This is a genomic window from Pseudomonas sp. FBCC-B545, from assembly GCF_059134095.1.
Map to the genome: position 1 here is coordinate 3,358,704 of NZ_CP101441.1, position 19,658 is coordinate 3,378,361.

Sequence of the window (19,658 nt, forward strand, 5' to 3'; positions counted from 1 at the left end):
GGTCCTGCACAAAACTGTGAGCCGCCGAGGTTGATAACCTCGGCGCAGCTTTCAGTCTTCTGACACTGCCTTTGGACGTCGCTTTAACAGCACGCCGAAGTGCTGGAACAAAAGCGGCTGTATAAAAACCATAAGTCACCGCCAGGAGACACCCCATGCCCATTGCGAATGCTGTGCCCGCGACTACAGTCGCCGACCCCGTCACCACGCTCTACCACAAGATCACCTGGAAGCTGATCCCGTTCCTGTGTTTCTGTTATCTGGCTGCCTACCTGGACCGCATCAACATCGGCTTCGCCAAGCTGCAGATGCTCGACCAGTTGCACTTCAGCGAAACCGCCTTCGGCCTTGGCGCCGGCTTGTTTTTCGTCGGCTACATCATCTTTGAAGTGCCCAGCAACCTGGTGCTGGAGCGGGTCGGCGCGAAGATCTGGATCGCGCGCATCATGATCACCTGGGGCTTGCTCTCGGCCTGCACCATGCTGGTCACCTCCACCACCCAGTTCTACATCCTGCGTTTTTTGCTCGGTGCCGCCGAAGCCGGTTTCCTGCCGGGGGTGCTGTATTACCTGACCACCTGGTTCCCCACTCACCGGCGTGGGCGCATCATCGCGCTGTTCATGATCGGCCTGCCGCTGTCCAGCGTGATCGGCGGCCCGCTGTCTGGCTGGATCATGGGCCACTTCGACCAGATGGCCGGGCTGCGCGGGTGGCAATGGCTGTTCCTGATCGAAGCGGTACCCAGCGTGTTGCTTGGGGTGCTGACGTTCTGGGCGCTGCCCAACAGCTACCAGCAAGCCAAATGGCTGTCGGATGAGGAAAAGGCCCTGCTGGAAAACGAGCTGCGCAAAGACGACGCCGATGGCGCCGGCAGCAAGCACAGCTTCCGTGACGGTTTCTTCAACCTCAAGGTGTGGATGCTCGGCGGTATCGACTTCTCGATCCTGCTCAGTGCCTATGCCATGGGCTTCTGGATGCCCACCTTCATCCGCAATGCCGGGGTCACCGACACCTTCCATATCGGCATGCTCACCGCGCTGCCCAGCGTGGCCGCACTGCTCGGCATGCTGCTGATCGGCGCCAGTTCCGACAAGCACCGCGAACGCCGCTGGCACATCATCGTGCCGTTTTTCATCGGCGCAGCGGCGATGGCCACCAGCACTTTCTTCACCCATAACGTAGCTGCCACCGTGGCGTTGTTCGCGATTGCCTCAGCCGCCATCATCGGTGCCGTGCCGGTGTTTTTCAGCCTGCCGGCGACCTTTCTCAAAGGCACTGCCGCGGCCACCGGGTTTGCCCTGGCCTGTTCGGTTGCCAATATCGCGGGCCTGGTGAGCAACTCGCTGATGGGCGTGGTGATCGACCTAACCGGCAGCAGTGCGGGCGCGCTGTGGTTTTTTGCCGGCTGCCTGATGCTCAGCAGTTTGCTGGTGATTGCGCTGCCAGCGAAACTGGTGAACCGTTGAGCGCTTGAGCCGCACATGCCTGCAAGATCTCCAACAGCTTCAGGGCCAGGTCCGTGGCCTGCCCTGGCGTTGCCACATTGGTGAACCCCATCAGCAATCCCTGCCCGCCCCCGGCTTCGAGGGTCCAGCCGGACAAGGGTTGAACGCCCAGGCCGGCCATGTTGGCGGCCTCTGCAACCTGCACATCCGGCACCTGCACGCGCAATCGCGCAAGCAAATTGATCCCGCCGGCCTGCTCATCCACCTGCAGAAACGCTGCACAATGCGCCTGCAGCGCTTGCACCAGCATGGCCCTGCGCTGCGCATACAAGCCGCGCATCTTCTTCAAATGCCGAGTGAAGTGCCCCTGCTCCAGAAAGTCCGCCGCCGTCAGTTGCAGTAGCTGTGCACTGCGCTGCTGCAACACCTTGGCACTGTGCTGAAATGTGTCGATCAATGCCGCCGGCACCACCAGGTAACCCAGGCGCAAACCCGGAAACAGCATCTTGCTGAAGCTGCCGGCATAGATCACCCGGTCATCGGCGTCCTGGCTCTTAAGTGCAGCCAACGGCTGGCCCTGATAGCGAAACTCGCTGTCATAATCATCTTCGACCACCCAACTGCCCTGCGCCCGCGCCCACCCCAGCAAGGCCCGTCGCCGCGTCGGACTCAGTGCCACCCCCAACGGGCTCTGGTGCGCCGGTGTGACGATCGCCAGCCGCGCCTGCTCGCCGCGCTGGATGCCCTGCTGCACATCCAGCCCATCGTGATCCACAGGCACCGGCACCAGCGCCACCCCCTGATGGCGCAACAATTGACGTGCATGCAGGTAGCCCGGGTCTTCGAACCAGCAAGCCTGTCCCGCCATGTCCAATGCATCGCACAGCAGTGTCAGGCACCCGGCGTAGCCGGCACACACAAACACTTGGCTGGGCGTGCATTCCACGCCGCGGTACAACGCCAGGTAGCTGGCAATCGCCACCCGCAATGCCTGGGCGCCCTGTTCGTCGCCCATCGCCAGGCTGTCGGCATCGATGCGCCGCACTTGCCGGGTGACCAGGCGTGCCCACAATTTACGCGGGAAGGCATCCAGCGCTGGCAAGCCCATTTGCAGTGGGCGCGGCCCGCTGACCAGCGCTGGCTGCCTGGGCAATGGCTTTAACTTGACCGGAGCCAGCGTTGCGGCAATCACCGTACCGGCCTGCCCACGGGCCTGGAAAAAACCTTCGCTGACCAGCAACTGATACGCCGCCTCAACGGTACCCCGCGCCACCTTGAGTTCCTGGGCCAGTGCGCGAACCGAAGGGACACGCTCGCCAGGGCGCAGTTGGCCCTGGTCGATAGCCAGGCGAAAGCGCCGATAGATTTCCTGGTATTTGGGCAGTGACGGCATCGTATTCAGCTCGTTGGCAAGACGGATGGGAGTCTGATCATGTCCCAACCCACTTGTCCAATCATGCCCCTGTCGACGGGCAACTGCCGCCGCGAAAATGGCGCATCCCCCACACCTACAAGGATCGCACCATGAAACACCGTCTCGATTACGCCCTGGCCGCCCCCGATGGCTACAAAGCGCTGGGCTCCGTGCACAGCTATATCCACCGCTGCGGCCTGGAGAAAGAACTGATCGACCTCGTATACCTGCGGGTCTCGCAGCTCAATGGCTGCGCCTATTGCCTGGACTCCCATTCCCGCGATCTGCTCAAACAGGGCGTGAGCCTGGAAAAGATCATGTTGCTGGCCACCTGGCACGAAGCGCCAGTGCTGTTCACACGCCGTGAAAGCGCGGCGCTGGCCTGGGCCGAGGTAGTCACGCAGGTCGCGCAAAGCCAGGTCCCGGATGCCGACTACGCCGCCGTCGCGGCTGTATTCAGTGACAAGGAAGTCGCCGACCTGACCCTGGCAATTTCCTTGATGAACGCGCTGAACCGCGTCGCCATCAGCTTTCGCAAGGTACCGGCAGCGATCAAGGCGCACCTGGAGAACCTCAACCATGAATGAGCACGTCGAGTTCCAGCTGATGGAAACCGTGGCCGACTGCATGGTCAGTTTCGACATCATGCGACAATTACGTCCGCACCTGACCGACGCCAGCGCCTTCGCCGGGCAGGTCCAACGCCAACGGGAAAACGGCTACCGCTTGCTGGCCGCCCGCGAGCACGGACGGGTGATTGGCCTGGCCGGTTACCGCCTCACGGAAAATACCCTCTACGGCCGCTTTATCTATGTCGATGACCTGGTCGTGGACGCCCCCCTGCAACGCAGGCGCCTGGGTGAACAGCTGCTTGAGCAGGTACGCCAGGCAGCCCGCGCCTTGGGCTATCGTTACCTGGTGCTGGACACCGGCATGCATATGGCCCTGGCCCAGCGTTTCTATTTCCGCCAGGGGTTGCTGCCGCTAGGCATGCACTTTTCCCAGGACCTCAGCCAATGACCCGCGCCCTGTTACTCAGTTTCAGCCCCCATGGCAAAGCCGCGCAGACGTTCAAGCTGGCCCGCGCCCTGCTCACTGACCTGGTGCCCAACGCCCAGGTCAGCGAACGCGACTACGGTAGCCAGGCATTGCCAGCGCTGACCCGTGAGTACGCCACTGCACTGACGACACCAGGCGGCCTGAATGCCGATGCGATGGCGCTGTCCGAACAGTTGATCGTCGAACTGCAAGCCTGCGAGCTGTTGATCCTCTGTACCCCAGTGCATAATTTCACCGTACCGGCGGCGCTGAAGGCATGGATCGACCACGTGGTGCGTATACACCGCAGCTTTACGCTCAATGAACAGTTCGCCAAAGTCGGCCTGCTGGGGGATCGGCGCACCTTCGTGCTGGTGAGTTCCGGCAATGCGCGCAAGGGGCATGAGCCTGACTTTCTTACGCCCTACCTGACCGCTATCCTGGCCACCGTGGGCATTCACTCCGTGGAGTTCGTCTACCTGGGCGCCATGGTCCGCGGCGAAGCAGCCGTCAACCGTGCCCTGGAGCAGGCACACCGGCAGTTGTCCGCGGCAATCAACGCTGGCCTATAAGATGAATGGCGCTAGAATCAGCGCCATTCTTTCGCCTCAGCCCTGACATGAGCCTTCCATGAGCTTTGATTTCGACACCCTCCACTCGCGCCTCGGCACCGGCAGTACCAAGTGGAGCCGTTACCCGCAAGACGTTCTGCCGATGTGGATCGCCGACATGGACATCGCCGCGCCGCCCGCCGTATTGCAAGCCCTTCATGCACGACTCGACCAGCAGATCCTCGGCTACAGCATGGCCGGCGACGACGTGCGCGACGCTATCGTCGCCGACCTGTGGGCCAAGTATGCCTGGCGCGTGCAACCTGAAGAGCTGCTGTTCCTGCCCGGCGTCGAACCTGGTTTCAACATGGCCCTGCATGCCTTTGTCCAACCCGGCCAGGCGGTGGTGTTGCAAACCCCCAACTATCGGCCGATTCGCCTGGCCCCCGGCCATTGGGGCCTGCCGCGCATCGAAGTGCCATTTGGACTGATCGACGGCGAATACATCACGCCAATGCCCGCCATGCGCGAGGCATTGAGCGGTGCCGGCGCACTGCTGCTGAGCAACCCGCACAACCCTATCGGCAAGGTCTTCCCCCGCGAAGAACTGCTGGCGGTGGCCAACGCATGCCTGGAACACGGCGCACTGATCATCAGTGACGAAATCCACGCCGAACTGTGCTTCGACGGCCGCCGCCACATTCCCACCGCCAGCCTCAGCCCCGAGATCGCCCAGCGCACCATCACCCTGATGTCGGCGAGCAAGGCGTATAACGTCGCCGGCTTGAAGACTTGCTTTGCCGTGGTGCAGAACGCCGAGGTGCGCGAGCGCTTCAACCAGGCGCGCTGCGGCATGGTCGACAGCGTCAGCCCGCTGGGCCTGGAAGCCACCCGCGCCGCCTACAGCCAATGCGGCGACTGGCTCGCTGCACTGGTGCAGTACCTGCAGGCCAACCGCGACTACCTGCTCGATGCGGTAAAGACCCGCCTGCCCGGCGTGGTGATGCACGCGCCCCAAGGCACCTTCCTGGCGTGGCTCGATTGCAGTGCCCTGGGCCTGGACGACCCGCAGCAGTTTTTCCTGGAACAGGCCAAGGTCGGCTTGAGTGCGGGAATCGAGTTTGGCGATAACAGCCAGCAATTCGTGCGCCTGAATTTCGGCTGCCCGCGGGCGATGCTCGAGGAAGGTGTGCGGCGCATGGAAATCAGCTTACAAAAGCGCTGACGCTGGCCGGAACCCCACCGGGGCGTTTCAACACACATGTGGAGCAGCCGCCCATTGTGCTGTTGAAGACCCCGGAGCCGTCCGCCCATGATCCTGCCGCCCCACACCCAGCCCTCGCCGGTCTGGGATTTCAAACCCATCACCGGCGAAAAACCCGCGGCGATGCCGTCCTACTCGATTTTCGAGCCGGCGCAGCCCCGGGTGACCGATAGCCGCCTTCCCTCGATAGCCCGTCAGAAAGCCGACTACAAGCAACTGTTGCAGGCCACGCATAATGCGCTGCCCAGCGTGCGCGACGAGGCAAAAAAATGGGCTGAAGAAATGCTGCTCAAGTTGACCGGCCTCAACGTAGATGCCGACAAAGTCTTCCTGAATCGCTTCCAGCAAGCACAAAGTGCCAACACTGCCACCGGCTGGGAGCACTTGGGGGAGGAACCGACGATTTCCCAGGCGCTGCCGGACGCGCTGCTCGGCAACTTTAACGAACACGACTCGCTACCGGGCGTGCTTGACCAGCAAGCCGGTTTGTATAAGACGGGCCGTGGGCAAAGCACAAAAGGCGGCTATGGCGCCCATAACCAGTTTGCCCTGGCGCCCTCCCAACTGATGCATGAGAGCTGGAAAAGCGACTTCCAGGCGCACATGACGGGAAAACTCGAGCATTTCTGGCGTGACCATGGCGATGATTACCGCACCTGCCTCAAAGGTGAGTTCGTCTACCAGGCCCGCCAGCAGCTCAAGGGCTACGAGCGAGCCTCGCCCGCCGAACGCGAGCAGATGCCGGCCGAGCAGCGCTTCACCCGGGCAGACTACCGTCTGGTCATGGGCGCGGTCGCCAACTTGCCGCTGGATGAAAACCAAGCCCTGAGCGTCGACCAACTGCGTGCGCAGGCGCCGGTCAAAGGCGTGGTATTGACCCACCTGTTCGATATCAACGGGTTGCCCGCCAACGACATCCTGCGCTTTACCGCCGTCGATGACGGCCCTGCCCGGCAATTGGGTGACCGCCGTGACGGTGTGCAAATCCTCTATATCCCCGGCCATCAACCGGCATTCCTGCGCTTTGACTCCCTGACCGCCATGGACCAATGGGTAGCCGCACAGGGCCGCGACGCCGATAAGCGCAAGGCGCTGCAAGCACACTTCCCTCTCAGGGATCGGCAAGACAACGGCGTCGGGTTCTGGAGCGATATCAAAGCCTTCATCACCGGCGATCATCAATCGAACAAAGGCGTCGACACCGCCCTGAGTTACCTGGGCAGCGGCTACTGGGACAGTCTTGAAGGCACCGTCATCGACAGCGCCAACGTACGTATCCAGGGCGATGTATTCAGCGTGATCAAAGACGCCACGCAACAGCGTATGACCAGCGATGCAGACATCATGATCAAGTCCAACAGCGAGGTCACCCGCGACACCTGGCTCAACGACCTGACCGTGGCAGCGGGGCTGGCCGCCAAATTCGCCGTGATTGGCGAACCGATTGCCGTGGGCGCCGCCGTCGTGACCGGCTTTACCGAGACCCTATTGGGCACTGAAAAAGCCCTCAGCGGCGACACCCGGGCGGAGCGTAGACACGGCGCCATGACGGCATTGGATGGCGCGCTCAACACCTTGTTCTCGGCAGCCGGCGGCACAACCAGGGAGCCGCCCCTTGAACAGCCCAGCACGATAGCGGTGCGCCCGGAGCTGTTCGCCGACGGCCAACAGGCGCTGGTCATCGAACATCCGTTGAGCGCCACTGCTTATACCCTGCCGCGGGCCAACGGCTACGACCTGGTGGACCGCAACCGGGTCTATCGTTACCTTTACAGCAGGCCAGGCGAGCTTACCGACCTGGAGTCAACTGCACACACCGCCCCGCTGGAAGGCTTCGAAGCGTTTTGCCCAGTGCCTGGGCTGGGTGGGCGGGTGCGCCGCGGCGCCAATGATGAATGCTTCGCCAAAGTCATTGCAGACCTGCCCGACGCCGAACGTGCCCTGCAAGCCCTCGAACACGTGCGGTTGTTTCCGTCCAGGGCCGGGCTGTTCAAGCGTGCACGCACGGTGGTCTATGAAAAACGCCTGCACGAATGGGTTGAAGGCGAGACCGGCGCCAAGTTGGTGCCGGTCGCCAATGGCGAGCGCATCACCTACAGGTCACGGGTACAGGGCCAGGTCATCGCCGACCCGGGGTTCGGTTTTTACGCAGGCCACGGCGCGCGCGCTCTCGCTGAAGACACGCGGGTGGTCAAGCTCAACAGTATCAGCAAGGCCAGCGATGACCAACGCCAGGTCATGGGTGTGGCGGTCACCAGTGGCAGCCAGCGATACCTGGTGGTGGAAGCTGACACCGCCGAGTTCTATTACGCACCGCTGGGAAGCGCCCAAACCGGCGATATCACCTTCAAAAAGTGCGGGCCTATGGAAACGGGCCTCGCCCAGGGTTACCGCCAGTTCATGAGCGCTCACCACCCTGTGCAACTCGTGGATGCGGACTTCATCGCCCTGCCCCCTCTCAAGAAGGTTTACAAGCAGCTGAAGCGCTCAGGTTTTCGCGAAGCTGACATCAATGAGCTTAAACAGCAATGCAAGGGCATGAGCCCTGAACAGCAACGGGAAGTGGCTTACCAATTGCAGCAGGCCAACGCCATCCTGAAACCGGATGTAGCGTTACGCCCCCGCCGTGTCGCCCCCCTGCAAACACCCCCTGGCTTTGCGCAATGGCCGGCGAAACGTCAAAACCAGTTCTATGCCGAGCACGCCAAGGACACCGTCAATCAGGCCCTCAAGGCCACCGGATTGGGGCCTGGCAACCAGGTACGCTCAGCCACCGATGTGGCCAGGGCTGATGCGGCAACCATTACCTTGGGCTGGTTGCGGCGCACCACTGATCTCAAGGCCCGCCATGCAGGCGACCTGATCATGAAGACCGGCGCAGGCAATTGCGGCGAAATGGCGATCCTGGCCAGGGAAATTCTCCACAAGAGTGGCGCCAGGGCCGCCGAATGGCATGCAGGCAATGCGCACGCTTTCACCGTCGTCGGAGGCCCGACAGGTCCTGTGAAGCCCACCGTGGACTTTTCAGAACCCGCCTGGGCCAACGCCTGGGTTGTCGATCCATGGGCTGATATCGCCTGCCCGGCCTCCGACTACATAGCTCAATTGAAGGCAACCATGGCCAAATGGGACAAGGCCGGCTGGAAAATCCGAGAAGGTATCAAGCGCAATATGAGCCCCTTGGACCCGGACTGGCTGGACAAGCTCATCAACCAGCCCAAGCAGCCCTACGGCTCGCAGGTGGATACCGTCACGCCAGTGATCGCCCGCTTCCCGCGCAGGCCGACCAATACCGTGCATGTCCCCATGGGTGAATCGACGACTTTGAACACCGGCAACGAGGCGCTTTCCACCCGCAGCCTCACCGACTGCTCGGCCATTGCCGTGCTCACCGACTGGGACGGTACTCGCTACCAGACCCGCACGCTGATGCACGTCACCGGCAGCAACCTGGAACTGGGCCTGCGGGGTAATACCCAGGCACTGCTGGACCAATTGCAAGCATCCTTGAACAATGGCGGGCGCGTTATCCTGGTGGGAGGCATCAGTTCAGACTCCCTGCAAGGCATGGCCACCACTATCGGGCAATCGTTCCAGGGCGGGCAACCGCTCAGAGACTTGCTCCAAGCGCGAGCGGGCGTCTCAGTGACACTTGCCAGTTCCCTGGGCATCACCATCAATGCCGATGGCACGTTTGAGCTGATCGAAGGCAGCGGCAAGGGCGTATTTCCCGTGGATCAAGTCAGGGAGATTTTCGATCGGGTTGATTGACGAGCAGCGCTACGCCCCCTACCTGCGCTGTCCGCCTACGGCAACGCCTACAACTTGGCGATGGACACTTCGGTGGACTTCACAAAAGCGATCACTTCACTGCCTACTTTCAATTCCAAGTCACGCACAGAGCGCGTGGTAATGACGGACGTCACAATCCCGGACGCGGTCTGCACGTCGATTTCCGACACCACTTCCCCCAGCAGGATCTCCTTGATCACGCCCTTGAACTGGTTGCGCACGTTGATCGCTTTGATGGTCATGTCGGCTTTCCTTTTGGCTGTTGGGTCAATCCGCACGAATGCGCAGGCCCTCAAAATGCGCTGCACGCAGGAATATTAAAAGGAATAAATAACTATTTATCTATTCCTTATAGATATATATGACATGCCAGCCCCGCATGCTGGTGATCGCCGATCCGGTAGTGAACAGCGACCTATCAACGCACATCTTGTGCGTTGACCAACCTTGTTACACCCCATATAGTGTGCCCACAAACAGAACAGACCACTACATAGTGTGCAGTATCGGTATTTACCGACCACACTACGCGCAGTATTTCAATGCCTAGTAGCCTGCAAACCGCACATTTTTTTGCACGGTTTTACACACCGTCGGAACAGATCAGGAAGGAGTATTTCAATGCTGAGTTGGGATGAAGTCGACAACGAAGACACCGATGCAGCGGTGATCAAGGGCGCCAACGCCGGCCATGCGAGCGAAGCCAACATGGACCGCCTCGACGGTGCCGGCGCCGCCGCCGCCATCGAAGCCCGCGCCGTCACTGCCAGTGATTCGGCCGCCATCGTGCGCGCCAAGGCTGCCCTGGACAAACTCGACGTCGCCGAAGGCCTCGCCGAACTCGAAGGCGCCTCCGCCCGCGTCGCCGTCGACGAAAAGCGCATGATCAACTGCCGCGCCGACCTCAACCAACTGGTGCCTTTCAAGTACGACTGGGCCTGGCAGAAATACCTCGACGGCTGCGCCAACCACTGGATGCCGCAAGAGGTCAACATGACCGCCGACATCGCCCTGTGGAAAAACCCCGAAGGCCTGACCGACGACGAACGCCGCATCGTCATGCGTAACCTCGGCTTCTTCTCCACCGCCGACTCGTTGGTCGCCAACAACCTGGTGCTGGCCGTGTACCGCCTGATCACCAACCCGGAATGCCGCCAGTACATCCTGCGCCAAGCCTTCGAAGAAGCGATCCACACCCACGCCTACCAGTACTGCATCGAATCGTTGGCCATGGATGAAGGCGAGATCTTCAACATGTACCACGAGATTCCATCGGTCGCTAAAAAAGCCGCCTGGGGCCTGAAGTACACCCGCTCGATCTCCGATCCGAAGTTCGAAACCGGCACCGTCGACACCGACAAGGAACTGCTGCGCAACCTGGTCGCCTACTACTGCGTGCTGGAAGGCATCTTCTTCTACTGCGGCTTCACCCAGATCCTGTCCATGGGCCGCCGCAACAAAATGACCGGCGTGGCCGAGCAGTTCCAGTACATCCTGCGCGACGAGTCGATGCACCTGAACTTCGGTATCGATGTGATCAACCAGATCAAGATCGAAAACCCGCACTTGTGGGATGCCGAGATGAAGGAAGAAGCGACCCAGATGATCCTGCAAGGGACTCAGTTGGAGATTGAATACGCTCGCGACACCATGCCGCGCGGTGTGTTGGGCATGAATGCTGCGATGATGGAAGACTATTTGAAGTTCATCGCCAACCGTCGCCTGTCGCAGATCGGCTTGAAGGAAGAGTACCCAGGCACGACTAATCCGTTCCCTTGGATGAGCGAGATCATGGATTTGAAGAAAGAGAAAAACTTCTTCGAAACCCGCGTGATCGAGTATCAAACTGGCGGCGCGTTGAGCTGGGATTGATTCAACAGATCACATTTATGCCCAATCAAACCATCAAGACCCCTTGCGTCGGGCTGTGCTCCACCGTCTACGGTGACTTGGTCTGTCGGGGCTGCAAGCGTTATCACCACGAAGTGATCCAGTGGAATGGCTACAACGCCGAGGAAAAACAGGCGGTGTGGCTGCGCCTCGAACAATTGCTGGTGCAGGTAATGGCCAGCAAGCTGGAAGTCTTCGACCCGCAGCGCCTGCGCCAACAGTTGGAAGCGCGCAAGATTCGCTTTATGCCGCACCAGTCGCCGTATTGCTGGGCGTACCAGCTGATTGCCCGGGGTGCGCGGGTGATTTCCAAGCTGGATGCCTATGGATTGGCATTGTTGCCGGAGTTTCGCGAGCGCCACCTGGCGGAGCTGCGGGATGCGATAGACCGGGAGTTTTTCCTGCTGTCCGAGGCGCATTACGAGCGCTATATCGCCCCGGTCTTCCTGAAAGACGCATTCGGCGGCCCGACCCTGATTGCCACGCTCTAACTAACACCAGGGACCAATGTGGGAGGGGGCTTGCTCCCGATAGCGGTGTGTCAGTAACAAATAAACTGACTGATCCACCGCTATCGGGAGCAAGCCCCCTCCCACATTGGATCTACGTCAATCACCAAGCCCACGGCGATCCTGACCCAGACCAAAAAAGACACGTTGTGCTCACGCCCCCGCAAAGCCCGCGATTGTGTTTAAAATGCCGCCCGCCCGCTGACTGACGCTAAACGATGAACCCAGAAGTACTCGCTACCCTGCACGCCCACCTGATCGCCGCCCTGGCCGACGCGCCGGTGGAAACCCGGCGCCTGTTCCATGGCCGTGGCCGTTGCTGGCCGGGTCTGGAGCAACTGACGGTGGACTGGCTGCAAGGCACGGTGCTGGTCGCCGTGTTCAAGGAAACCGAGCATTTGGAAGCCTTGAAGCAGATGCTGCTACAGATCGACTGGGCCGGCTTTGGTGTGCATACCGTGGCCCTGCAACACCGTTACCTGCCGCAAAGCACCACCGAGTGGCTGGTGGGCGATGCCATTGACGAGCTGACCATCACCGAAGGCGGCCTGCGCTATTTGATCGACCTGGGTAGAAAACAGAACAGCGGGCTGTTCCTCGACATGCGCTACGGGCGCAACTGGGTACGTGAACAGGCCAAGGGCCAACGCGTGCTCAACTTGTTCGCCTATACCTGTGGCTTCTCGGTGGCTGCCATCGAGGGCGGCGCTGACCATGTGGTGAACCTGGACATGGCCCGTGGCGCGCTCAGCCGGGGTCGCGACAACCATCGCCTGAATGGGCATGACTTGGGCAAAGTCACCTTCCTGGGCCACGACCTGTTCAAGTCGTGGGCAAAGGTCACCCACAGCGGCCCCTATGACTTGGTAATCATCGACCCACCGTCGTTCCAGAAAGGCAGCTTCCTGCTGACCAAGGACTACCAGCGTGTGCTACGGCGCTTGCCGGATCTGCTCACGGCACAAGGTACAGTGCTGGCGTGCATGAACGATCCGGCGTTCGGCGAAGACTTCCTGATCGACGGCGTAACCCGCGAAGCACCGGGCCTGCGCTTTGTGCAGCGCCTGGAAAACCCACCGGAATTCCCCGACATTGACCCGCAGAGTGGCTTGAAGGCACTGGTATTCCGTCAGGGTTGATGCCGAAATGTCCTACCCTTGCTACCCTAACGGATACGCCGGGGTGGTGAACCTTATCCCCCCCTTCCCGGTCGATACCTGCATTCCTGGCCAGACTCGACGGCGTTACGTTGTCGGCTGCCCCGTTTGACCTTTTGGAGAACCGCCCGTGATATCGACCCTGCATGTAGCCAGACTCAAAGCCTGGGGCGCCCACGGCTTTACCGCCACCGGTGTGGTATTGGCCTTCCTGGCCACCCTGGCGCTGCTGGAAAACTCCCCCAAGGCATGCCTGCTGTGGCTGGGTCTGGCACTGGTGGTGGATGGCGTCGATGGCTCCCTCGCGCGACGGGTCAACGTCAGCACGGTGCTGCCCAGCTTTGACGGCTCGGTGCTGGACCTGGTGATCGATTACCTCACCTACGTATTTATCCCCGCGCTGTTTATCTACCGTTATATCGACCTGCCGGAGTTCACCCACCTGTTCACCGTGTCGGTGATTCTGGTGTCGTCGCTGTTCTGCTTCTGCAACGTGAACATGAAAAGCAAGGACAACTACTTCGTCGGCTTCCCCGCTGCCTGGAACGTGGTCGCCCTGTGCGTGTACATCATTCAGCCTGACGCCTGGGTCACCTTGCTGACCGTGATCGGCCTGGCATTGCTGACCGTGACACCGATGAAGTTTTTGCACCCGTTCCGGGTCAAGCGCTTCATGCCGATCAATATCGCGGTGACCACGATCTGGCTGTTGTGCAGCTTCCTGATGGTGGTGGACTACCCCAACACCAATCCCTGGACGTTTGGCTTATGGTCGCTGATGTCGGCGTACTTCCTGGGGATTTGCATCTGGCGCACGGCGCTGGAGTGGATCGGAACCCACAAATAACCAAGCGGACACGGTAAAAATGTGGGAGGGGCCTGCCCCCTCCCACATTTGGTTATGCGTGCATTCGGCAGGTAAGATGGCAGCCTTTCGCATAGCGCCCCCCAACAATAAGCCCTGCCCATGCCCTTCGAACTCAGTGTTGACCTCACCACCCTGGCCATCCTGGCCGTCGTCGCCTTTATCGCCGGTTTCATCGACGCCATTGCCGGCGGTGGCGGCTTGCTGACCACCCCCGCGCTGCTCACCGCCGGCATGCCGCCTCATCTGGTACTGGGCACCAACAAACTCAGCTCCACCTTCGGCTCGGCTACCGCCAGTTTCACCTTCTACCGCCGCAAGCTGTTCCACCCGCGCCAATGGGTGCACGCCATCGTCGGCACCTTGGTCGGCGCGTTGACTGGCGCAGTGGTCGCCCACTACCTGCCCGCCGAGGCGTTGAACAAGATGCTGCCGGTGATTGTCTTCGCCTGCGGCGTGTACCTGTTGTTCGGCGGCACGCCAAAGGCGCCACTGGACGTGGATGCGCCGATCAAGAAGAAGTGGCAAGCCACCCAGGGTTTTGGCCTGGGCTTCTACGACGGCGTGGCCGGCCCCGGCACCGGGGCGTTCTGGACCGTCAGCACCATGCTCTTGCACCCCATCGACCTGGTAAAGGCCAGCGGCGTGGCGCGCAGCATGAACTTCGTCAGCAACGCGGCGGCGCTGACGGTGTTTATCATCAATGGCTCGGTGGATTGGATTGTCGGCCTGGCGATGGGTGTGTCGGTGATGGGTGGCGCATTCTTTGGCGCCCGCAGCGCGATCAGCGGCGGCGCCAAATTCATTCGCCCGGTGTTTATCACCGTGGTCCTCGGCCTGACGGTGCGCCTAGCCTGGCAGCACTGGTTCAGCGTGGCCTAGGCGGCGGGCCACGTAGAGGTCGATCAAGTAGCGGGCAATCGAACGTGACGCCGGCAACGGTGGCAGCTCATGGATATTGAACCACTGCGCGTCTTCGATCTCGTCGACCTGGGGCACGATATCGCCACCGGCGTACTCGGCATGAAAGCCCAGCATCATTGAATGGGGAAACGGCCAGCACTGGCTGCCCATGTACTCGATGTTCTTGACCTCCACCTGCACCTCTTCGCGCACTTCGCGGATCAGGCAGTCTTCGGCGGACTCACCCGGTTCGGCAAAGCCGGCCAAGGTGCTGTAGACCCCGGTCACAAAGCGTGGCGAGCGTGCCAGCAGAATCTCATCGCCACGGGTCACCAGCACGATCATGCTCGGCGAAATCCGTGGGTAGCTGCGCAGGTCACAGGCCTGGCAGTACATCGCCCGTTCCCGCGGCACCTGGACCATGGCCTGGCCGCAACTCCCGCAGAACCGATGCTCTCGCGCCCAGGTGCCGATCTGTGCGGCGTAGCCCAGCACCTTGTACAGGGTGTGATCGCCTTGCAGCATGAAGCCGCGCAGGCCTTGCCAACTGCACCCGGGAACCTCTGCCGGCGCATTGAGCTCCAGCAGGTACACCGGCTCGCCGTCGAGGTGGCCAATGCCGTGCTCGGCAAACACCGACAGGTCCTGGCGCTTAAGCCATTCACGCGGGAACAGCGGGCCATTGGTGTCGTGCAAAAAGCCCTCGCGGCTGCGGGCAACAGCCCAGCCGCCCGGGGTGTCGTTGTCCAGCAGCGTTGTGGTAATCCAGCCTGGGGTCATGTCAGTCAATCCACGAATTCGGGTTTCTGCTTGCTCATATGGGCCGCGATGGCCACGCGCAGGTCGTTGGATTGCAACATAGCCGAGTTCCAGGTGGCAACGTATTCCAGGCCGTCATTGATGGTGTGGTCGCGCATGTAGCTGATCATCGCCTTGGTGCCGGTCACGGCAATCGGCGATTTGGCGGCGATTTCCTCGGCGATCTGCATGACCCCGGCCAACAGGCTTTGCTGATCGGCAAACACCCGGTTGACCAGGCCGATGCTGCGCGCTTGCTCGGCGCCGAACTGGCGACCGGTATAGGCCAGCTCACGCAGCATGCCGTCGCCGATGATGCGTGGCAGGCGTTGCAAAGTGCCGACGTCGGCGGCCATGCCGATGTCGATTTCCTTGATCGAGAATTGCGCGTCCTCGGCGGCGTAACGCATGTCGCAGGCGCTGATCAGGTCGATGGCGCCGCCGATGCAATAACCCTGGATCGCCGCCAGCACCGGCTTGCGGCAGTTGTCGACCGCATTGAACGAAGCTTGCAGCTCGAGGATCTTGCGCCGCAGCAGGCGTGCGTTGCGTCCCACGTCCTTGCCAAACTCATTGGCCACCGAGGCCAGCAGCATCAGGTCGATACCCGAGGAAAAGTGCTTGCCATTGCCGCTGAGCACCACGACGCGCACGGCATCGGTATCTTCGACCCATTGGAAGATCTCGATGATTTCGCTCCAGAACGCCGCGTTCATGGCGTTGATCTTTTCCGGGCGATTGATCTGCACATGGGCAACGTTGCCGCTGAGTTCGACAACGAAGGCTTGGTATTCGGACATGGCAGTGATCCCTGACTGGCGATTGAGAAAGCCCAGACTATATCAAGGGTGTGCCACGGCGCATCGGCCAAAAGCGGGACCGGCCGCGCAAAAGACGCTGGATAAAATGCCGCGTACACGCCATCCTGCGCGCTTTAAGCCGCCTGACCCGCGGCGTTCGACGCTCGAAGGATATGCCATGCACGCCCAGCCCCTCACATCCGCTGATTTAGACCTGATCGACGAAACCCTGCTCAAGTACGGCGATGACCATTCGGTGCTGAACCTGGCCGAACTCGATGGCTACTTCACCGCCCTGGTGTCCGGCCCGGCCCAGGTTGACGTGGCTCAATGGTTCCCAGCCATCTGGGGTGGGCAGAACCCGGAATGGGAAAGCATGGACGAGGCCCAGGGTTTTCTTGAACTGTGCGTGCGCCATATGAATACCCTGGCCGCCCAGTTGGCCAGCGATTCCCAGGCGTTCAAGGCGCGTTTCGATGAAACCGAGCATCAGGGCCAGGCGGTGACCCTTGCCGAGGAATGGTGCTTTGGCTACGTGCGAGGCGTGACGATCGGTAACTGGCCTGAATTGCCCGTCGAACAAGCCGGGCAATTGGAGAAAATCTCCTGGTGCGCTGAGCAGGACAATTTCGAATTGCCGGTGGACCTGAATGTAGACGCCCATCAACAGCAGGTCAGCGCTATCGAGCCGGCTGCGCGGACGCTACATGACTACTGGCTGAGCCAGCGCTGAGGCGGGCTTATTTCGTCTACAAACGCTAGCCGCAGACCTGTGGGAGGGGACCACTAAAAAGTCATGCCGATCACCAGCTCACTCGACAAACATGGCGTGTTTGCCTGATTATTCGGGTCCGCACGTCGGCCACTCCATGCCATCTCGCCTTGACCAGGAGCCTTGTCCCTTGAGTTCGCAGAAAACCGTGACCGTTACACCGCCCGACTTTCCCCTCAATGGCAAGGTTGCGCCCCCCGGCTCCAAGTCCATTACCAACCGCGCCCTGTTGCTGGCGGCATTGGCCAAGGGCACCAGCCGCTTGAGCGGTGCGCTGAAAAGCGACGATACCCGCCACATGTCGGTCGCCCTGCGCCAGATGGGCGTAAGCATCGATGAACCGGACGACACCACCTTCGTCGTCACCAGCCAAGGTTCGCTGCAATTGCCGGCCCAGCCGTTGTTCCTCGGCAACGCCGGCACCGCCATGCGCTTTCTCACTGCGGCCGTGGCCACCGTGCAAGGCACCGTGGTACTGGACGGCGACGAGTACATGCAAAAACGCCCGATCGGCCCGTTGCTGGCTACCCTAGGCCAGAACGGTATCCAGGTCGACAGCCCCACCGGCTGCCCACCGGTGACCGTGCACGGCGTAGGCAAGGTGCAAGCAAAGCGCTTTGAAATCGATGGCGGCCTGTCCAGCCAGTACGTATCAGCCCTGCTGATGCTCGCAGCCTGTGGTAAGGCGCCGATTGAAGTGGCGCTGACCGGCAAGGACATTGGCGCCCGTGGCTACGTGGACCTGACCCTCGATTGCATGCGCGCATTCGGCGCCCAGGTCGAAACCGTGGACGACACCACCTGGCGCGTGGCCCCGACCGGCTACACCGCCCATGACTACCTGATCGAACCCGACGCGTCCGCCGCGACCTACCTGTGGGCCGCCGAAGTGTTGACCGGTGGACGTATCGATATCGGTGTCGCGGCACAGGACTTCACCCAGCCGGACGCCAAGGCCCAGGCCGTGATCGCCCTGTTCCCGAATATGCAGGCCACGGTAGTGGGCTCACAAATGCAGGACGCCATCCCGACCCTGGCCGTCCTCGCCGCATTCAACAACACCCCGGTGCGTTTCACTGAACTGGCCAACCTGCGCGTCAAGGAATGTGACCGCGTACAGGCGCTGCACGATGGCCTCAATGAGATCCGCCCAGGCCTGGCGACCATCGAGGGTGATGATCTGCTGGTCGCGAGCGACCCTGCCCTGGCCGGCACCACGTGCACGGCGCTGATCGATACCCACGCCGACCATCGCATCGCCATGTGCTTTGCCCTGGCCGGTCTGAAAATCTCGGGCATTCGCATCCAGGACCCGGACTGCGTGGCCAAGACCTACCCTGAGTATTGGAAAGCCTTGGGTAGCCTTGGGGTTCAGTTAAGCTACTGACCCTTGCGACTCGCCGGAAGCGCCTATGACCCTTCGCCAACCCTGCCCACCTGGCGCCTGTGTCTGCAACCGTGAACAACTGCTGGAGGCTGCCGGCGCTGACCTGCGCATCCTCCAATTGACGCGACAGCAGGAAAAAATCCTGCTCGAGCGCCTTGAAAACCTCAAGAGCCTGCAAGACCTGGAACATATGCAACGGCGGATGTACGAGCAACTCGGCATCCGCGTGCATATCGCGCCGGGGCACACCGAGGTCAAGAGCATGCGCGGGATCCAGATCGTCATCGACGAACTGCCGGGCATGTGCCGCAAGACCCGGCAAGCGATCCCGGCATCGATCCGCCGCGGCCTGGAGAAACGGCCGGAGATTGCCTACCGTTTGCTGGATGCCCACGACCTGTTTCGCGACGTTTGAATCATCCGGCTACCGTCTCGCGCTGAAACACCCCCCGCCCTACCGCCCTGGCCCTGTGCAGATGCGCTTGGGCAGCACCGCTTTCCGAATCCAGCAGCAGCTCGGATGTCAGCACCTGCGCCCCGCAGTAATCAAAGATGCCGTAGTCGATCTGGGTGCGCATGGCCTTGGCATAACCGTGTCGATCAAAAGCGCTTTCATCCGCGCCACCGAGGGCCAGCAGGTGCACCTGCAAGTGCCGCAATTTTTTCTCCACCGCTGTGTCAGGGCCATAGTCGATCGCCCAGCCATTGACAAACACGCGGTCCACCCAGCCCTTGAGCAAGGCCGGCATTGACCACCAGTAGATCGGGAACGCCAGCACCAGGGCGTCGGCGCGCTCGATGCGGGCCTGTTCGGCCAACACGTCGGCTGGCGGCGTTGCGTGATTACGGTGCACCTGGTGATCAGCGGCGGTGTAGCGAGGGTCGAAGCCTTCTGCGGCAAGGTCGGCGATTTCAAAGGTGTGGCCGGCGGCGGTCAAACCGGCACCGACCTGGGCGGCCACGCTGTGGGTGAGGGATTGCGGGTCGTGATGGGCAACAACAATCAGTGCGTGCATGACTTTGACTCCCTTTTGGCTTAATCTACTTTTAGTAAGTTACGTTGATTAAGTTAC

19 protein-coding genes are annotated in these 19,658 nt (G+C 61.3%); 14 read left to right on the top strand and 5 right to left on the bottom strand.

The window, feature by feature from the left end:
* Positions 1-155 precede the first annotated feature (155 nt).
* Complete coding sequence (locus NMB39_RS15685; protein WP_494340481.1) at positions 156-1,466, top strand: MFS transporter; 1,311 nt, start codon at positions 156-158, stop codon at positions 1,464-1,466.
* Here the strand turns inward: NMB39_RS15685 and pdxR are convergent.
* Entirely contained in the window at positions 1,417-2,838 is a 1,422-nt protein-coding gene (gene pdxR / locus NMB39_RS15690) for a MocR-like pyridoxine biosynthesis transcription factor PdxR (protein WP_494340480.1), read from the bottom strand. The two genes, NMB39_RS15685 and pdxR, sit on opposite strands and share 50 nt — an antisense overlap.
* A 131-nt stretch (positions 2,839-2,969) precedes the next feature.
* Here pdxR and NMB39_RS15695 point away from each other — a divergent pair, with 131 nt between their 5' ends.
* From NMB39_RS15695 to NMB39_RS15715, 5 genes are all read left to right on the top strand, one after another.
* A complete protein-coding gene (locus tag NMB39_RS15695; RefSeq protein ID WP_056845868.1) occupies positions 2,970-3,446 on the top strand; it encodes a carboxymuconolactone decarboxylase family protein in 477 nt (158 codons plus the stop codon).
* Complete coding sequence (locus tag NMB39_RS15700; protein ID WP_494340479.1) at positions 3,439-3,879, top strand: GNAT family N-acetyltransferase; 441 nt, start codon at positions 3,439-3,441, stop codon at positions 3,877-3,879. The genes NMB39_RS15695 and NMB39_RS15700 overlap by 8 nt, the downstream gene beginning before the upstream one ends.
* Positions 3,876-4,469 carry an FMN-dependent NADH-azoreductase gene (locus tag NMB39_RS15705; protein WP_494340478.1) on the top strand — a complete coding sequence of 198 codons (594 nt, stop codon included), beginning with the start codon at positions 3,876-3,878 and terminating at the stop codon, positions 4,467-4,469. Before NMB39_RS15700 ends, NMB39_RS15705 begins: the two co-directional genes overlap by 4 nt.
* A 58-nt stretch (positions 4,470-4,527) precedes the next feature.
* Positions 4,528-5,673: a MalY/PatB family protein gene (locus tag NMB39_RS15710; protein ID WP_494340477.1), complete on the top strand. Its 1,146-nt coding sequence runs from the start codon at positions 4,528-4,530 to the stop codon at positions 5,671-5,673.
* An 87-nt stretch (positions 5,674-5,760) separates the two neighbouring features.
* Complete coding sequence (locus NMB39_RS15715; protein WP_494340476.1) at positions 5,761-9,483, top strand: dermonecrotic toxin domain-containing protein; 3,723 nt, start codon at positions 5,761-5,763, stop codon at positions 9,481-9,483.
* A 47-nt stretch (positions 9,484-9,530) separates the two neighbouring features.
* Here the strand turns inward: NMB39_RS15715 and NMB39_RS15720 are convergent, their stop codons facing one another.
* The gene (locus NMB39_RS15720) at positions 9,531-9,746 is read right to left on the bottom strand and encodes a TOBE domain-containing protein (RefSeq protein ID WP_003173733.1); all 216 of its coding nucleotides are present in this window, start codon (positions 9,744-9,746) and stop codon (positions 9,531-9,533) included.
* Positions 9,747-10,125: 379 nt separating this feature from the next.
* Between NMB39_RS15720 and NMB39_RS15725 the strand changes: the two genes are divergently transcribed.
* From NMB39_RS15725 to NMB39_RS15745, 5 genes are all read left to right on the top strand, one after another.
* On the top strand, positions 10,126-11,376 hold the full coding sequence (locus NMB39_RS15725; protein WP_494340475.1) for a ribonucleotide-diphosphate reductase subunit beta: 1,251 nt from the start codon (positions 10,126-10,128) through the stop codon (positions 11,374-11,376).
* 17 nt (positions 11,377-11,393) lie between these two features.
* Complete coding sequence (locus tag NMB39_RS15730) at positions 11,394-11,885, top strand: DUF1289 domain-containing protein (protein WP_057022687.1); 492 nt, start codon at positions 11,394-11,396, stop codon at positions 11,883-11,885.
* Between the two features lie 236 nt (positions 11,886-12,121).
* Positions 12,122-13,042 (top strand): class I SAM-dependent methyltransferase, encoded by a 921-nt coding sequence (locus NMB39_RS15735; protein ID WP_494340474.1) that lies wholly within the window; start codon positions 12,122-12,124, stop codon positions 13,040-13,042.
* A gap of 148 nt (positions 13,043-13,190) precedes the next feature.
* Positions 13,191-13,907, top strand: coding sequence for a phosphatidylcholine synthase (pcsA, locus tag NMB39_RS15740; RefSeq protein ID WP_057022431.1), 717 nt, complete (start codon positions 13,191-13,193; stop codon positions 13,905-13,907).
* Positions 13,908-14,027: 120 nt separating this feature from the next.
* Entirely contained in the window at positions 14,028-14,807 is a 780-nt protein-coding gene (locus NMB39_RS15745) for a TSUP family transporter (protein WP_056845863.1), read from the top strand.
* Here NMB39_RS15745 and nudC read toward each other — a convergent pair.
* Positions 14,775-15,608: an NAD(+) diphosphatase gene (gene nudC, locus NMB39_RS15750; protein ID WP_046067978.1), complete on the bottom strand. Its 834-nt coding sequence runs from the start codon at positions 15,606-15,608 to the stop codon at positions 14,775-14,777. The two genes, NMB39_RS15745 and nudC, sit on opposite strands and share 33 nt — an antisense overlap.
* A gap of 5 nt (positions 15,609-15,613) precedes the next feature.
* Complete coding sequence (locus NMB39_RS15755; protein WP_494340473.1) at positions 15,614-16,426, bottom strand: crotonase/enoyl-CoA hydratase family protein; 813 nt, start codon at positions 16,424-16,426, stop codon at positions 15,614-15,616.
* Positions 16,427-16,604: 178 nt separating this feature from the next.
* Between NMB39_RS15755 and NMB39_RS15760 the strand changes: the two genes are divergently transcribed.
* The 3 genes from NMB39_RS15760 (at position 16,605) to NMB39_RS15770 (ending at position 19,000) form a co-directional block, all read left to right on the top strand.
* Complete coding sequence (locus NMB39_RS15760; protein WP_494340472.1) at positions 16,605-17,159, top strand: UPF0149 family protein; 555 nt, start codon at positions 16,605-16,607, stop codon at positions 17,157-17,159.
* A gap of 169 nt (positions 17,160-17,328) precedes the next feature.
* Positions 17,329-18,585, top strand: coding sequence for a 3-phosphoshikimate 1-carboxyvinyltransferase (locus NMB39_RS15765; RefSeq protein WP_494340471.1), 1,257 nt, complete (start codon positions 17,329-17,331; stop codon positions 18,583-18,585).
* Between the two features lie 25 nt (positions 18,586-18,610).
* Positions 18,611-19,000 carry a hypothetical protein gene (locus NMB39_RS15770; RefSeq protein ID WP_046067974.1) on the top strand — a complete coding sequence of 130 codons (390 nt, stop codon included), beginning with the start codon at positions 18,611-18,613 and terminating at the stop codon, positions 18,998-19,000.
* Position 19,001: 1 nt separating this feature from the next.
* Here NMB39_RS15770 and NMB39_RS15775 read toward each other — a convergent pair whose 3' ends face one another.
* A complete protein-coding gene (locus NMB39_RS15775) occupies positions 19,002-19,601 on the bottom strand; it encodes an NAD(P)H-dependent oxidoreductase (RefSeq protein ID WP_494340470.1) in 600 nt (199 codons plus the stop codon).
* Positions 19,602-19,658: the final 57 nt, after the last annotated feature.